General features: G+C 58.4%; 13 protein-coding genes and 2 pseudogenes. 5 read left to right on the top strand and 10 right to left on the bottom strand.

Going from position 1 to position 16,108, the window contains the following annotated elements; genetic code table 11:
- Positions 1-29 precede the first annotated feature (29 nt).
- From FFH21_RS04705 to FFH21_RS04685, 5 genes are all read right to left on the bottom strand, one after another.
- Positions 30-1,271, bottom strand: a complete 1,242-nt coding sequence (locus tag FFH21_RS04705) for a phospholipase D-like domain-containing protein (RefSeq protein WP_011167788.1) — start codon at positions 1,269-1,271, stop codon at positions 30-32.
- A gap of 62 nt (positions 1,272-1,333) precedes the next feature.
- The gene (locus tag FFH21_RS04700) at positions 1,334-1,984 is read right to left on the bottom strand and encodes a MotA/TolQ/ExbB proton channel family protein (RefSeq protein WP_004655464.1); all 651 of its coding nucleotides are present in this window, start codon (positions 1,982-1,984) and stop codon (positions 1,334-1,336) included.
- A 25-nt stretch (positions 1,985-2,009) separates the two neighbouring features.
- The gene (locus tag FFH21_RS04695; RefSeq protein ID WP_041924448.1) at positions 2,010-4,292 is read right to left on the bottom strand and encodes a TonB-dependent receptor; all 2,283 of its coding nucleotides are present in this window, start codon (positions 4,290-4,292) and stop codon (positions 2,010-2,012) included.
- A gap of 20 nt (positions 4,293-4,312) precedes the next feature.
- The gene (locus FFH21_RS04690) at positions 4,313-5,074 is read right to left on the bottom strand and encodes an energy transducer TonB (protein ID WP_011167786.1); all 762 of its coding nucleotides are present in this window, start codon (positions 5,072-5,074) and stop codon (positions 4,313-4,315) included.
- A gap of 2 nt (positions 5,075-5,076) precedes the next feature.
- Positions 5,077-5,484, bottom strand: a complete 408-nt coding sequence (locus FFH21_RS04685) for a biopolymer transporter ExbD (protein ID WP_002552107.1) — start codon at positions 5,482-5,484, stop codon at positions 5,077-5,079.
- Positions 5,485-5,672: 188 nt separating this feature from the next.
- On the opposite strand from FFH21_RS04685, the gene FFH21_RS04680 reads away from it, so the two are divergent.
- The 3 genes from FFH21_RS04680 (at position 5,673) to ycaC (ending at position 8,585) form a co-directional block, all read left to right on the top strand.
- Positions 5,673-6,236, top strand: a complete 564-nt coding sequence (locus FFH21_RS04680; protein ID WP_011167785.1) for a GNAT family N-acetyltransferase — start codon at positions 5,673-5,675, stop codon at positions 6,234-6,236.
- Positions 6,233-7,804, top strand: a complete 1,572-nt coding sequence (locus FFH21_RS04675; protein ID WP_011167784.1) for an alkaline phosphatase — start codon at positions 6,233-6,235, stop codon at positions 7,802-7,804. The genes FFH21_RS04680 and FFH21_RS04675 overlap by 4 nt, the downstream gene beginning before the upstream one ends.
- Positions 7,805-7,958: 154 nt before the next feature.
- Entirely contained in the window at positions 7,959-8,585 is a 627-nt protein-coding gene (gene ycaC / locus FFH21_RS04670) for an isochorismate family cysteine hydrolase YcaC (protein WP_011167783.1), read from the top strand.
- Between the two features lie 10 nt (positions 8,586-8,595).
- On the opposite strand, the gene FFH21_RS04665 is transcribed toward ycaC, so the two are convergent.
- The 4 genes and pseudogenes from FFH21_RS04665 to FFH21_RS30975 form a co-directional block, all read right to left on the bottom strand.
- Complete coding sequence (locus FFH21_RS04665) at positions 8,596-9,456, bottom strand: SH3 domain-containing protein (RefSeq protein ID WP_011167782.1); 861 nt, start codon at positions 9,454-9,456, stop codon at positions 8,596-8,598.
- Between the two features lie 25 nt (positions 9,457-9,481).
- Entirely contained in the window at positions 9,482-10,747 is a 1,266-nt protein-coding gene (locus tag FFH21_RS04660) for a hypothetical protein (RefSeq protein ID WP_011167781.1), read from the bottom strand.
- Between the two features lie 174 nt (positions 10,748-10,921).
- Positions 10,922-11,356, bottom strand: a pseudogene (locus FFH21_RS30980) (methyl-accepting chemotaxis protein); the annotation flags it as partial.
- Between the two features lie 162 nt (positions 11,357-11,518).
- Positions 11,519-12,145: pseudogene (locus FFH21_RS30975) on the bottom strand (PAS domain-containing protein); the annotation flags it as partial.
- A 348-nt stretch (positions 12,146-12,493) separates the two neighbouring features.
- On the opposite strand from FFH21_RS30975, the gene FFH21_RS04650 reads away from it, so the two are divergent.
- Together FFH21_RS04650 and FFH21_RS04645 are read left to right on the top strand one after the other, a co-directional pair.
- Positions 12,494-13,687, top strand: coding sequence for a diguanylate cyclase (locus FFH21_RS04650; protein ID WP_041924447.1), 1,194 nt, complete (start codon positions 12,494-12,496; stop codon positions 13,685-13,687).
- An 83-nt stretch (positions 13,688-13,770) separates the two neighbouring features.
- Positions 13,771-14,208 carry a GNAT family N-acetyltransferase gene (locus FFH21_RS04645; RefSeq protein WP_011167778.1) on the top strand — a complete coding sequence of 146 codons (438 nt, stop codon included), beginning with the start codon at positions 13,771-13,773 and terminating at the stop codon, positions 14,206-14,208.
- An 8-nt stretch (positions 14,209-14,216) separates the two neighbouring features.
- Here the strand turns inward: FFH21_RS04645 and FFH21_RS04640 are convergent, their stop codons facing one another.
- Positions 14,217-15,857 (bottom strand): methyl-accepting chemotaxis protein, encoded by a 1,641-nt coding sequence (locus tag FFH21_RS04640; protein ID WP_011167777.1) that lies wholly within the window; start codon positions 15,855-15,857, stop codon positions 14,217-14,219.
- Positions 15,858-16,108: the final 251 nt, after the last annotated feature.

The following is a 16,108-nucleotide window of genomic DNA, read 5'->3' as shown; positions in this document are numbered from 1 at the left end:
CGCCCTTCCGGCTGCCCGTCTGTTTACTGTCAAGGCCGGCCCGGATGCGGTTCCGGGTAGTCGCGGTTGATGTCGATTGGTTTGGCATACGGCCCATCCCATAGCTGCTCATGCAGAACGCCGATGCGCTTGGCCATTGTGCTGTCGTGCATCACCACTTCCAGGTTGCGCGAGTTGTCGAGGTAGCCGCCGAGCCAGTTACTTGTGCCGACCCATGCGACCTGATCATCAATGTCCATGGTCTTGCTGTGAATCACGCGTGCATACGGGATGAACCCCTCGGCGGCTACGGGCAGTGTGACAATGCGCACCTGCACGTTTGGCACCAGGGCCAGACTCTTCAAATAGGCTACTTCGGGCATGCCTGTGTTCCAGTCCGACACCATGAGTTTGATCGACACGCCACGGGCGGCAGCGCTGCGGATGGCGTTATCGATGACCGCATAGTAAGGCCGGGTTTTGTCAGGTCCGTAGGACAAGGGTGCGTAATCCAGCAACTGGACGCGAACCTCGCGTCTGGCTTGCGCCAGCAAACGCGGCAGCTCGGTCTGGGAGTCGAGTACGCCGGGCGGGTTATAGCGCTGCGGACTGGCGACCAGATAGTTGCCAGCGGGCAAAGCGTTCTTGTTCGAGTGTGGCACCGGAATCGGTTTGCCTTCGGCGATGGCGGCCTGGGCTAGCCAGTCCTGATCGAACACGGCCTGCGTCTGGCGCACGACATTCGGCTCGTCGATGCGCAGGCCGGTTTCATGGATGTGCTCCAGAGAGCGCCAATCGAAATTCTGACTGCCTATGAACGCCTGCCGGCCATCCACGACGATGAATTTGGCGTGAATGATGCCGCTGCCCGTGAGCTTGGCGTATGGCAGTACGCGCAAGGTGAGGTTGGGTATCGCCCGCAACCGTTCAAGGGTCTGCGGATCGGACATTTTCAGGCCTTTTTCCTCCAGCAGAAAACGGATTTTCACTCCGCGCTGCCCCGCTGCAGTCAGGCTTTCAAGCACCTTGTCCATCACCGAGCCGGCCTGGTCTGCGACATAGAACTGCTCGATATCGATACCCTTGCGGGCCCCATCGAACAGTTCACGCCAGACCTCGCCGGGCGCTCGCAGGTCAGGCGTCTGCAGGTCGGTTCCGAGCGGAACGGTGTGTACCAGCTCGAAACCTGGAATAGCGAAGTCGGCCTGAGCAAACGAGCTCGTCAGCAGTAACGCTGCGATCAAGGCGCGGGAGCGCGCAAGTACCCTACGACCTGGAAGATTAAAGAACATGCGGGCCTCATCGCCGGACACAGGCAGGAAGGCGCATGCCAAGGGCACACGCCGCAGGTTGATCAGGCAGTGCGGTATTTCGGTTGGACAGGGGCAGCCGAATGCTCGGTTTCATCCTGCACCCGTGCGCCGCTGGAAGCGCGGATCAACAGGATCTTGAGTTGATCGTTGATGCGTTCCAGGCTGTCCTGAAAGTAGTTATGAAAGACCACGCAGAACAAGGCGATGGCAATACCCAGCCCGGTCGCGAACAGCGCCGTGCCGATACCGGCAGAAATCTGCCCGGGATCGGACACCCCGGCACTGGCCAGCGCCTTGAACGTGTCAATGATGCCCAGAATGGTGCCCAGCAACCCCAACAGAGGTGCAGCGGTAGTGATGGTCTCGATCAGCCAGAGGCTGCGGGCCAGCGGCGCGCGAGTGCTCAGGTACTGGGTTTCGATGACATCATCCAGATCCCTGCGCGAGCCCTGAGCATTTTTTTGCGCAAGCACCGGCAGGACCATGCTCAGCGGCAAACCGGCCCGGCGTGTCAGCGCCTCCGGCAGGTCCTTTTCACTGTGCACCGAAGCACTGAGTGCCGTTTGCAGCGCCCGTGCCTGACGGCGTACGTAAGCAAAGTAGATACCCCGTTCGATCGCGACAAAGATCGCTATCGCGATGGCGGCGTACATCACATAGAAGGTGATGTCGTGAAGCTGATTCATGTCCATGGCACAGACCTCTGGTCAATGAAGATTAGAAATTGGCTTCAAGAGAAACGGTAACGGTACGCTCGACGCCGACGATGTACGCCGGGTCGCCATCGCGGAAGCCGCTGTATGCACCTGCGTTGGTCTTGGTGGTGTACACGCCGTCCAGGTACTCCTTGTCGAACAGGTTGTCGACGTTCAGACGCAAGGTGGCATCCTTGACGATTTTCTTGTCCACCGGCAGATAGATGCCCGCGCCCAGATTGAAGATGGTGCGCCCCGGAATGCTTTCGTCGTTGGTCAGGTCGCCATACAGCTTGCTGGTGAACTTGGCTCCGAAGGTGCCGTAATAACTGCCGTCGTCGTAGCCGATGTTGGCGGCCAGCATGTTCTTCGGCACGTTGGCAAACTGCTTGCCGCTGGTAGGCAGCTCGATGGCGGCGCCGTTATTGAAAACGGTCAGGTCATCCTTCTGTTTGGCGCGGGTGTAGGTGTACGAGGTGTAGTAATTGAAATGGTGCGGCAGCAGGCCGCTCCACTCCAGTTCCAGCCCGCTGTTATCGACTGCACCGGCATTGATGTCGGCAAAGTCACCATTGATGTCTCTCGATGACACCTGGCGGTCCTTGAACTGCATATAGAACAGGGTGGCGGCCAGCGTCATGTCCTGTTCGGTAAAGCGCCAGCCCAGTTCATGGTTCCAGCTGGTCTCCGGCTTGCTGTTGATGGAACCGGTGCCTGGGTCATAAAGGACGTAGTTCTGCGGTATGCGCATGTTGCGCGACAGGCTGTAGAACAACTGGTCACGCTCATCCAGCTGATACTTGAGGCCTACGTTCGGCAGCAGTTTATTGTAGGTCTGGTCACGTTTTTCGGGCCGCTCGGTAAGGCTGCCGTGGTTATTGCCTTCACGCTCGACATTCATGTAGGCCAGGCCGCCGATCAGCGTCCAGTCCGGGGCGAAATACCAGGTGTCCTGAGCCCATACTTTTTGTGCAGGCGTCACGGTATAGCGATCACGGCCCTGGATCTCATTGCCGTTGGCATCGACCATGTAATCCGAGTCTGGCCAGATGCTTTCCGGCTTGCCGTTGCTCTTCAGGCGAATGAAAGGCTGAGTCTGCAACTGACGCGCGCGCTCATACCAGTAGCCGACTTGCACGCTGTGCTCGTCGTTGACATCCCAGTTGAGCTTGGTGGTGATCCCCGGACGCCAGGTCTGGGTGCGCGAAGGTCGGTAATACACGCCGGTGGTCGATGAGCCATCAGCGTTATAAGCGGCAGCCGTCGGCAAGTTGCTCAGGTCGAATACACCGTTCTGATTCGAGCCGCGATTGAGCGCATAGGAGGAACTGTTTACTCCGCTGCCGTTACCCCAGAAGTAATAGGGGATGACTGAAAGCGCCAGATTGTCGGCCAGTTTGAATTGGGTATTGAGCACGGCGGTGAACGTCTGGAACGGGTTTTGCGCCAGTTCGTAATAACTGGACAGCTTGCCGTTGCTGCCCCGCGCGGGCGTCGAAGGATAGGGGTCAAACTTGCGCCCGTTCTGCTGGAACTGGCTCTTGGTGAGCTGGCTGTAGCTGTTGTTGTCCTGCTCGTGATACTTGAGGATCAGGTTGGCCGTATTGCCCGAGCCCATGTCGAAGAAGCTGTTCCACTCCACCTTGTCAGCGCGCACGGCACCGTCACCGCGCCATTTCTGACCTTCGGTATGAGACATCGACAGCCAGTTGCTCAGCCCGTTGATTTCGCCGGTATTGAGCCGCGCAAAGGTTTTGTAAGTACCGTTGCTGCCTGCACTTTGTTTGACGAATGCGCCGGTTTCCTTGGTGGGCCGAATGGTGACAATACCGATGTTGCCACCGCTGGAACCGATGTGCGGGCCGTCACTCTCGGCAGAGCCCTGGGTGACGAAGATCTGATCGATGTTTTCCGGGTCGCCCAGCAGGTTGGAATACAGTGCATAGTTGCCGGAGTCGTTGATGGGCATGCCATCTACCGACATGCCGACCTGATCGGAGTTGAGGCCGCGCATGGTAAAGCGAAAGCCCGACAGGCCTGTGGCATCTTCACTGGAGATATTCAGGCCCGGCGTGTACTTGAGTTTATCGATCGCGTTACCTGTTGCGGTCTGCTTGTCGAGCGCCTCCTTGGTTACCGTGGAGCGCGCCTTGATGCTCTCCTCCTGAACCATGTAGCCACCGCCCACCGTCGCCTTCCCTTTTACGCCAATGGTGCCGACGTCACTGGCACTCGAATCAGCCATGGCCATGCCCTGGCTCATGCCAGCGGCGACCAACGCAAGGTGAATTCTGGAAAACTTCATCACTCTGTTCCTTGTCAGTGCTATTGCACGCTGTAGTTGAAGGTGGCGGTGAAGCGCTGTTCGCTACGCCCGCCGAAGGCTTGTTCGGGAAACGGTTTGACTTGCTTGATGCGTCGCAGACTGTTGGCTGCTGCGCGGTTGAGCAGCATGCTGGACGCCTGGGTCTGAATGCCGGAGTCCAGCACTCGCCCCTGGCGATCAACCAATAACCACACCACGACCTCGCCGCTCGGGCGCTCCAGCGAGGCCTGGCGTCCGGTCGGGTACTGTTTGTAGCCATCCAGATCGTTACGCAGCCCTTTGAGGTAGCCGCCTTCGAGGCCCTGCGTGTCTACTTTCGGCTGCGCCGGTGGCTGAGGCGGCGCGACGGCAGCGCTGGCCACAGGCTTACTGGGGGCCTGGACCGGCTCGGCGGGCTTTACTAGCGCCGGGGCTGGCTTGGGTACAGGTTCCGGGCGCGGCTTGGGTTCCGGCTTGGGCTTGGGCTTGGGGACAGGTTTAGGCATGGGCTTGAGCGGTGGCGGAGCAGGCTCGGCGTCTTCGCTTTCCACCACGGGCGGCGGTGGCGGCGACTCTTCAGGCTGAACCGGAAGCGGCTCGGTCGGCACCACGGGCTCTGGCGCTGGAGGCTCGGGCTCGATCAACGCCAGCTCCACGGCTGACTCGTCGTAAACCGGCTCTACCTTAAGGGCCCGCGTCTGCACCCCCATCACAATCACGATGAGCGCCACCAGCGCTGGAAGGCCTGCGAGCCACTGACGTACACGAAACAGGACATACATGGTCAGGATTTACGCGTGGCAATGGAAACCGAGGTAAAGCCACCCAGACGCAAGGTGTCCATGATCTCGACCAGACGTGCGACCTCAACGCCCTTGTCGCTGTTGACGATAATGGTGGTTTTAGTATCGGGCTTTTCCAGCGCCTTCAAGGCAGGCACCAGAGCCTCGACTGTGGTCGCCTTGCCATCAAGCTGTAATTCGCCGTTGAGGCCCAGGGTCAGGATCGATTTGTTCTGCGGCTTGAGCTGCTGTGAACTGCTGGCGCTCGGCAGCTGGGTTTTCATCCCCAGAGCCGGAATCACGTTCAGGCTGACCAGTACGAAAAAAACCAGCAGAAACATCATCACGTCGATCATCGGGATCAGTTCGATGTGCGCCTTGCGTTTTTTAGGTTCGTCCCACGTTCTCATACCATCCGCCCTTCTTGTCAGAGGCCGAGAATCTAGCAACCGAATATGACCGATCAGTTAGGTTTACATGACTGTTACATGGCCTTTGTAAGCTCTTTTGATGGCACTAAAATGTTTCTCGCAGCCGTCATAAAAACGCCATGGAAACGCGGCAATTCTTGAGTATTCAACTCAACGGAAAACCCGGGATGCGTCTCGATATGCCCAGTATCCGCACCTCACGACTATTGCTCTGCCCGTTGCGAGCCGAGCAGTCCAGCGCCTTGTCGCGACTGGCTGACGACCCCGTGATTGCGAACATGACGGCCACAGTCCCCTCGCCCTATACCTTGGAGCATGCACAGGCTTTCATTGCCGATGCACCGGAACAATTCGCCGCTGGACGAACATTGAGCCTGGGGGTTCATGCCCAGGAAACCGGGGAACTGACCGGGGTCGTCTCACTGCGCCTGTCAACCTCGCATCGCAGCGGCAACCTGGGTTACTGGATCGGTGCCGATTACCGAAATCAGGGCTACACCAGCGAGGCGGTGCAGGGTTTGCTGATGCATGGCTTCACCGTCATGAACCTCAACCGCATCGCCGGTCAGTGCTTTGCCGACAACATGGCCAGTGCCAGGGTGCTGGAGAAGTGCGGACTGTCGTATGAAGGCTGTATGAAAGAAGCATTTTTGAAAAACGGTGTTTTCAAAGACATGTTGCTGTTCGGGCTGTTGCGCTCGCAGTACGAATCAGCAGAGGCCGCGCAATGACTGATTTCAATCCGGATCGCCGACGCATCATTACCGGCGTGGCCGGTGCCACGCTGCTATCGATCCTCAGCCCGTTTGCCCGCAGCGCGGGTGTCGATTATCCGTTCACGCTGGGCGTGGCATCCGGCGACCCGCTGCCTGACGGCTTCGTGATCTGGACACGCCTGGCGCCACAGGTGATGACAGCCACGGGCGATGGCGGCCTGAAAAAACCCGTCGAAGTGCGCTGGAAAATCGCCAGCGATGCAGCGATGACTCGTGTAGTACGTACAGGACAAGCGACCGCCCAACCGCGCTTTGCCCATTCGGTACATGTTGAAGTGGGCGGTTTGCAGCCTGGACGTCCCTACTGGTATCAGTTCGAAAGTCTGGGCGCGCAAAGCGCCGTGGGTCAGGCCTGCACTGCGCCGCTGGCAACCACCATGGTCTCGGCACGGTTCGGCTTCGTGTCATGTTCGCATTGGGAGGCAGGATATTTCAGCGCCTACAGGCACCTGGCTGCAGAGCGTCCTGACATGGTGTTCTTTCTGGGTGATTACATCTATGAAATGAACGTCTCTCCCACAAACATACAGTTCCCGCGACGCCATGCCACCTCAGACCCGATGGACCTGGCGGGCTATCGCAACCGATACGCGCAGTACAAGACCGACCCTGACCTGCAAGCGCTGCATGCCTGCGCGCCGAGCGTGGCCACCTGGGACGATCACGAAGTACAGAATGACTACGCGGCGCAGTGGTCCCAGGACCCGAATGTTCCGGTGGACAGCTTTCTGCGTCGCAGAGCCGCCGCTTATCAGGCGTTTTACGAGCACATGCCCTTGCGCGCCGGCAGCCTGCCCAAAGGTCCGGACATGCGTATTTACCGGAACCTGGACTATGGCCGCCTGGCGCGCTTCCATGTGCTGGACGGTCGGCAGTATCGTTCCGAACAGGCGTGCATCCAGGCCAACGGCAGCCGTCGAGGCTACGTAGCGCCCAGCGACTGTCCGGATCTGAGTGACCCCAAACGCACCATGCTCGGCTGGGAACAGGAAGCCTGGCTGGACCGCAGCTTCGCTGAATCACCTGGGCAATGGAATGTCATTGCCCAGGACTTGCTGGTCGCTCCACTGGAACAGCGCAATCTCAAAACGCAGGCACTGGGCCACTGGACCGACGGCTGGGACGGCTACGCGGCGACCCGCGAGCGCATGCTGGCATCCCTGCAACGCCAGCAGACCCGCAACCCGGTGTTCTGGGGTGGCGATATCCATTCGTTCTGGACCACCGACCTGCACGCCGATGCGGGCAATCCGGATTCCGCCGTCGTCGCCACTGAATTCGTCGGCACCTCGGTGACATCCGGCGGACCACCATTCGACGCCTTCAACAGTATTCTGGGGCTCAACCCCCACGTGAAATTCTTTGACAGCCGCCAGCGTGGCTATGTGGCAGTGGACCTCAGTGAGCAGCAGATGCTGACCCGCTTCCAGGTAGTGTCGGATGTGCTCGACCCCGCTGCCAGTGTGTCGACGCTCAAACGCTTTGCGGTGGAGGCTGGCAAGGCCGGGGCGGTTTCTGGGTAGGCGATTCGTAGGGAGGGCAGCACTTGGGACAGTATTGTCCACTGTGAAGAGACAGTAAAACGCGCGTCAGGCGCTTTTTCCCTTTCCGGTGAGCTACTAGTCTGAACCCACGTTGAACGCCACACCTTACCTACCCAAACGAAAGGACTTGACCATGAAAAACGCCCCTTACAGCCGCCTGAACAAAGATGACGCCATCGTGCTGCTGATCGATCATCAGACAGGCCTGATCTCGCTGGTACAGGACTTCTCGCCGAACGAGTTCAAGAATAACGTCCTGGCCCTGGCTGACCTGGCCCGCTTCTTCGAACTGCCGACCATCCTCACCACCAGCTTCGAACAAGGCCCCAACGGCCCGCTGGTGCCGGAACTCAAGGCCATGTTCCCCGATGCGCCATACATCGCCCGTCCAGGCCAGATCAACGCCTGGGACAACGAAGATTTTGTAAAGGCGATCAAGGCGACCGGCCGCAAGCAGTTGATCGTCGCCGGGGTAGTGACTGATGTGTGCGTGACCTTTCCGACCCTGTCGGCACTGGCTGAAGGCTTTGAAGTGTTCGTGGTCACCGATGCATCCGGCACCTTCAACACCACTGTCCAGCAAGCCGCCTGGTCGCGTATGACCCAGGCAGGTGCGCAGTTGATGAACTGGTTCTCGGTGGCCTGTGAGCTGCAAGGTGATTGGCGCAACGATATCGAAGGGCTGGGCAACCTGCTGTCCGAGCGGATCCCGAACTACCGTAACCTGATGAACAGTTATTCGGCACTGACTGCCCGCTAGAGGCCCTGCTTCAAATCAACTCCCACGTATCATTGGTCTGCCTGCAGAATGTGTTGTCCTGCTTTTCAGTGGTGCCACCGTTGGCTTCCAGGCTTACAGAAAGCGGTCGACAAGTAGTCTCGACCGCTGTTTTGCCGGAGGGCAAGGAAGAGATTGAGCCCAGATCGAATGCTTCAGTCTCTTTGCTGGCCGACACATTCATATCATCGAACCTGACTGAAGCAAGCCTCTTTCTGGTATCGGCATCGGACTGCGTCATCACGTAGTCCTTGTGCACGTAGCCCACGGTCACGCCCTTGCGCCCCACCAGAATCCAGTCACCGGTAGAACCCACGGCAGTGAATTGCGTATTGCCCGGCAGGCTGCCCACCTTGTCAGCGTTCATGTTCGGTGCAGAGCGCACGTTGAGGGTAGACCGGGTGACATAGGGTTGATTGATAAGCTTCATCGACGGCACGCCCTGAATGTTGGGCGTGCGTTTGACATCGATGGTCCGGACCGCCTTGAACTCCGGGCCTGGCGTGATCCGGGCGCATGCATTGGAGTGATCGGAACGCCAGATGGCCGTGGGCTGCGCTACAGGAGTTGCGGGCTGACTCAGAACTTCCTGAGTGCGCAGCGCCAGTGCCTGTTTATCCCTGTCGTCGAGCAACTGACCGATGCGGTTACCAATATAGCCGCCGACGCCTGCAACGATCAGCGCGGCTGCGATCTGACCGTTACCCTTGCCCATCGTTGCACCGACCGCCAGACCGGCAATACCGCCGATAACAGTACCCGCCTGTTCCTTGCTGATGCCCATCTGCGCGCATCCGGTGACTGAGGTGGCGATGCTTACCGCCAGAATTGATGCAACGAATTTCTTGCGCACGGGGCTTACTCCCTTTTGAAACGTTTTACTCGGCGTTGAGCAGAGGTCTGGTCAAGTTGTACAACATGGCTTCTGCAGACATCGCCCAATGAAAGACACCGGCCATGAGGGTCGGGCCGGCCTCGATGTCCTTGAACGCAGTGCGATAGCCTGGCGATTGAATGATTGCGTTACCGGCGAGCAATGGAACCATCACGATCAGGGCCACCGCTGCCGCTCTGACGGCGACAAGCCTCTTCTGTATGAACGCGCGCTGCTCGACGGTCGACAACAACAACCCGACGATATTGAGCGCGCCCATGAAAAGACCACTCAGCAACGACCAGGGTACGAACCACATGTTTTTGAGGACGCTCAGGCTCTGTGCGCCATGCACATCAGTGCGCGCGACGTCGCTGGCCATGTTGCTGGCGATGCCATTGAGGTACGTGTTGAACTGACTGGGCGTGGCAAGCAGGTCCATTCCTTCCACGTAGAGCGGGCCCAGGACCTGACGCGCCATGCCGCGCACCTGCGCAGTATTGGCCATCGCCTGACGGGTACGCAGGCCTGAAGGCATCGCCAACGCGTAGTCTTCGGCGCTCGGCGGGGCCTGTTGCAGGGCTGCGTTCGGGAGCGCAAGCGGCTTGCGTTTATTACCCGCTACGCCAGAGCGCCGTAAGGCTTCTACCTTTGCGTATTCACGGGCGATATCGTCAAAGACCGGGATGACTTCTGCTTGCAGCCGGCTGTAGAGCCTATCGGCGTTGCGTCGGGTATAGCCCTTGAAGACGGTTTGGGCGAAGCCCTGAAAATTGTGGCCAATCTGCTCGACGTACGAGCCCTGAACACTCATGAGTACGCCAAGATTGGCGATGAAGGCCTTGCCCTCGCCCTTGTCGCGATATTCCTGATAAGGAATGCCGGGTATCTGCACCGAATCGTAGAGCAGGCCTTTTTTCGTCACGTAGGCGTAAAGGCTGTAAACCCGCAGATCGGCCGGAAACTCTTCAGCAATCGCGTCCGGGACCACACCCTGAACCCACCAGGTCAGCGGGGCCAGTACCACGGTACTGAGCAGGATGGAGCGCATGAGATGCTGCTGATGTCCCCATTTCCCGTGAGCCCAGATACACAGGCGCCAGGCCGCCAGGCACACGCTCACTGCGGCAAGGCTCTGCCCGTATATTTCCAGCGCCTGCAGGTTTTTGAGGGGAATATCGGCGCCAGCCTTGTTCAACAACTCTGCGTTGAACAGCAAGCCACCGATCAGGCAAAGGGCATTGAGAACGGTAAGTACAGCAAGCAGCATCCAACCAATCCTTGTCAGAGTGGAACCAGTGATTCACAACACTTGAGTGCGAAGGTGATCACTGACCAACTGCGGCGCATTCTGCCTGCCGTCCAAAAATGATGCCAGAGCTATCAGGTGTTGCCGGTCGTCCGTGCCCTGCAACACCTGAAATACCGACAGTGACGTCAGCTGCTACTTCAACTGATTGGCAAACCGACCCACTGCGCCTACCACCTGTTTGGCCCCCTCCTGAATCTCGACGATCACCGCGCCCGCCTCGTTTGCCAGCAAAAGACCCTGTTCCGCCTGAGTGCGGCTGTTGGCCATGCCGCGTACCGCCTCATCGGCCAGCGACTGGTTTTGCTGCACGACGCTGACGATCTCTTCGGTCGCGGCGCTGGTGCGGCCGGCCAGTTGGCGGACTTCATCGGCGACCACGGCAAAGCCCCTGCCCTGTTCACCGGCACGCGCGGCCTCGATGGCGGCGTTGAGTGCCAGCAGATTGGTCTGCTGGGCGATGCCGCCGATGGTCTGCACGATGGAGCTGATCAACAGGGACTGCTTGCCCAGTGCTTCGATGCCTGAGGAAGCCGACTGCATCTCTTCGGATATCTTGCGCATGGTCTGCACAGTGTTCTGCACCACATCCGCGCCGCGCTGGGCGCTGACGTCGGTCTGCTGGGAGATTTCAAACGCCACGCTGGCCGCCTGGCTGACTTCATCTTCGCGGGCGACCTGATCGGTCACCAGCGTGGCGAACTTGACGACCTTGTAGAGTTTGCCCTGAGCATCATGAACCGGGTTGTAAGTAGCCTCCAGCCAGACCTCACGCCCGCTGCTGTCGATACGTTTGAAGCGCCCTGCGACGAACTCGCCGCGGTTGAGCATCGCCCAGAACTCCCGGTACGGTGCCAGTGAAGTTTCAGCCGGATCACAGAACATGCTGTGGTGCTTGCCCTTGATCTGCGCCAGGTTGTAACCCATGCCACGCAGAAACTGATCATTGGCCGTGAGCACGTGGCCGCCAAGATCGAACTCGATCACGGCGGTAGAGCGCAGCAATGCCTGAATGAACGCAGAGTTCTCGGCAGCGGTCTCGACGGTCTGGGTGATGTCCGACCCGTAGCATTGCAAGGTCACCAGTTTGCCCTGGTCATCCAGAACCGGCTGCCACATGGCACGAATCCACACCAGACTGCCGTTGGCATGCAGAAAACGGTAGTTGTCGATCACCGACTCGCCTTTCTGCACCGCCAGCTTGAGGTTACGGTAGCAATCGAGCTGTTTGACGTAGGACGGCACCATCTGGTCCATATCCTTGCCCAGCAACTGGTCGGCAGAATAACCAAGCGCCCTCAGGAAGTTGTCATTGGCATGGACGATATGGTTGTTGGCGTCCAGACTCAGCGACACCATCCGCGCGTCCATCCCTTTCTGCATTTGCCGATACATCGATAACTCGGCGTGTTGTGCCTGTAATTCCTTTTTCAAGCGAGTGTTGAACATGACGGCACCAGTAGTGGGTTGTACGTATGTATCGGCCTAAGCGTAGACGGGATTAAGGCGTTTCGTCTGATGATGGCAGATTGAATTGATGCGTGTTGCCCAGCGGCATATACCCGCCTCCTGCCCCCCTTGCAGTCGCTCAGCCAGTGCCGACAGGAACCGCCGGTCGCCTTCAGGACCCACACACTACACACTAATAGCACTAAGACATCATTCGTGATGTCCTAATGTCTCTCGATGTTAATGTACCGGTGTCACATGCTCGTTTCTGCCCTTGAACGCCCCAATCCTGAAGATGCACAACTCCTTGCGGAGGTAGAGCAGACGATTACTTCAGGTGTGGGTGCGTTGCGCTTCAGCCGGGTGCTTGAGCAACGCTACCAGGCGGAAACCAGACCACAGCGGCGCGAATTCCTGACGGCGGTGGGGATTGGTGGCAGCCTGATCTACAACCTGTTTCTGATCAGTGACTGGTTGATTCTGCGGGATGTGTTTGTCTACGTGGCGCTAGGGCGTCTGTGCCTGATAACGCCGATGTTTATTGTGCTGTTAGTGCTGGCGCAGCGCTTTTCCACTCGCTGGGCAATGGAAACGACCGCTGCGACCGCGACGGTACTGTGCTCGCTCATGCCCATGCTGGTGATGATTCACAGTCAGAGCCCGTATCAAATCTTTTATCAACTGGGCATGCTGTTGATCATGGTCTATTGCACCATGATCCAGCAATTGCCCCTGCGCCATGCAGCCGTCGCGATGTCATGCATGCTGATCATCCAGCTGGTGACAACCTACATTGCCAATTTCGCAGACTTTGTGATCTGGCAGGCCAATGCAGTGCTGTTCGTCTCCACGGTAGCGCTGCTGTTAATGGCTTCGTATTTTCTGGAGCGCGCCAGCCGCATGAGCTATCTGTTCGCGCTTCGCGGACGCCTGCTGCAAGTGCAGTTGATGGAGTTCGCACGCACCGATGGTTTGACCCGCCTGTTCAATCGACGCTATCAGGACGAAGTGATGACCTCGGTTTGGGAACGCGCGCGTAAAACACCGGCGAACGTGGCCATCATCCTGCTGGACATCGATCACTTCAAATCCTACAACGACAACTATGGGCATCCACAAGGCGATACCTGCCTCAAGTTGCTCTGTCAGAAAATCCAACAAAGCGCACATGAAAACGATGCCGTGGCGTTTCGTTTTGGCGGTGAAGAGGTTCTGGTTCTGATGAATGGCGATGCCGGACAGGCCAGAGAAATGGCCGACGTCCTGCAGGCCGCTGTCGCGGCGCTCAAGTTGCCGCACCCGGCGCTGGGCGAAAGCGCGTTCGTTACTGTAAGCCTGGGGGTCGCGTGTGCAACCGCGCCGCAGACCACTGCCGACCACCTGATCAGCGCTGCTGACAATGCCCTCTACGCCGCCAAGCGCGCCGGACGTAACTGTGTTTGCTTTGCGTGAAATGACGCTTTGCAGGGCCTGGCTTTACCCCACATCCAGGCCGCTTTAAGCTCGTCGCGCAAACCAAGGCCAGGAGCCAGCGCATGAGCGTTCACATTGATGTCAATAACAACCCTACAGAAGAAGATCGCCTGGCGATTCTGGAACCACTGAAGCGCTTTAACGCCGAGCAAGCGGGTGACGGCAAGTCAGAGAAAGTGGCGATGTTCATTCGCGATGATCAGACCCGGGAAATTCTCGGTGGCCTGCACGCACGCATTCTTTATCAATGGTTGTTCATCGAGTTGCTGGTGGTGCCGGAGCAAACCCGGGGGCAAGGCATGGGCTCGCGTTTGATGCAGATGGCTGAGGATCTTGCGGTCGAGAAAAGCTGTGCAGGGATCTGGCTGGATACCTTCGACTTCCAGGCTCCGGACTTCTATCGCCGCCACGGTTACACCGAGTTCGGGCAGATTGACGACTATCCGCCCGGCAGCAAGCGCTTCTTTTTCCAGAAGCGCCTGCCGGTATCAGCGTCCTGACGCTTGCGTCAGACCTTGAACTTGCCTACCAGGTTGTTGAAGGAAATCGCCAGACGAGACAGCTCCTGACTTGAAGCGCTGGTCTGGTGAGCGCCAGCAGCGGTCTGGGTGGAGAGGTCCTGAATGTTGATCAGATTGCGATCCACCTCGCGCGCAACGTGGGACTGCTCTTCGGAAGCGGTAGCAATCAGCATGTTGCGATCGTTGATTTCAGCAATGCTCTGCGCAATGCGCTCCAGCGACTGACCAGTGGCCTGAGCCAGGGATTGAGTATTGCTGGCAAGGGTACGGCTGTTGCCCATGGCCCGCACAGCCTGATCGGCACTGGCCTGCACGCTGCCTATCATGGTTTCGATTTCACCTGTGGACGCCTGAGTACGAGCGGCAAGCGCACGTACTTCGTCGGCCACCACGGCAAAGCCGCGGCCCTGTTCACCGGCGCGCGCAGCCTCGATGGCGGCGTTGAGGGCCAGCAGGTTGGTCTGTTCGGCGATACCACGAATCACGTCCAGCACCTGACCAATCTCACGAACCCGCCCGGCAAGCTCTTCAACCATTGAGGTGGAGCTGCTGATCTCGGCGCTGACGTTATTGATCGCACTGACCGCATCACGCGCCTGATCACGCCCGGTAGCCGCTTCGGTACTGGTCCGCTTTGAGGCGTCAGAGGTAGACATGGCGTTACGCGCCACTTCTTCGACCGCAGCGGTCATTTCGGTGACCGCCGTGGCAGCCAATTGAATCTCGTCGTTCTGTCGCATCAGGCCACGGCTGCCTTCTTCGGTAACGGCATTGAGTTCTTCAGCAGCCGAAGCAAGCTGGTCGGCAGCGCTGGAGATCTGTCCGATGGTGCTCTTCAGGCTGTTTTGCATATCACTGAGCGCCGTAAGCATCAGGCCTGCTTCATCCCGGTGAGTGCTGACGATCGGCTGGGTCAGATCGCCACCGGCAATGCGCTGCGCACTGACAAGGGCAGAGGAAATGGGCGAACTGATCACACGACTGATAAACAGTGCCAAAAGGAAGGCGGCCACGAAGGCAATGCCGATCCCCATATACAGATTGAGATTGGCCGCTGATTCTGTTTTTTCAGCGGCGATTGCACCTTCACCTATCTGACGGTTGTTGGAGCCGACCATGATGTACAACTCGTCCACCACGGTCAGATAGGCCTTGCGAACGTCGCCTTCGATCAGCGCCCTCGCGGCTGCAACGTCTCCGGAAAAGACAACAGCCACAGCACGATCAACCAGCGTCTGATAGACGGGCCAGTCCTTGTCCATCTTATCGCCTGCAGCGCGCTCGTCATCTTCAAGCGGTGTTGCACGATAGGTCGCATAAGCTTTTTCTGCTTCTGCGCGATTGTTTTTCATACTGTCGAGAACTTCATCCTTCACGCTTTGTGGCGCGTTGCTGGCAGTGACCGAAAGCAAGCGATACAAATCACGATTCTGCTCGACAACATTGATGGTGGCCTCGTTGGTTTTCGACACCGACACCAGGTTGTTGGAGAACGCAAGTTTCAGGTTGCTGGCGAGCTCACCGATCCCCCGGCTGGCAACCATGCCCACCGCGAGGGTGATAACCGCGCAGAGTGCAAATGAGATAAACAGCTTGGTGGACAGCTTGGCGTTGTAGAACCAGTTCATGGAGAAATCTCTAGTTTTAACAGCTGGCTGAGGCTGGGCTGCGGTGCTCGGGGACCGGCAGCTTCAGGCTCTGTATAAAGCGTCTATCGGCAGCATCGAGCGCCACTGAAGTGACATTCATCCGATTGACCGTCAAGGGCTCAGGGCTAACGGCGCAATGCTTTGAAACAGGCTGAAGGTCGCAGCCCAGCGGTGTAACAAGAACTTTCCACACTGACTGCGTTAGTATTTCCCGCCTACGATCAGTCAGA

It is taken from the genome of Pseudomonas sp. KBS0707 (assembly GCF_005937945.2).
Taxonomy (GTDB): Bacteria; Pseudomonadota; Gammaproteobacteria; order Pseudomonadales; family Pseudomonadaceae; genus Aquipseudomonas; species Aquipseudomonas amygdali.
This window is presented reverse-complemented; position numbering and strand designations above follow the sequence as displayed.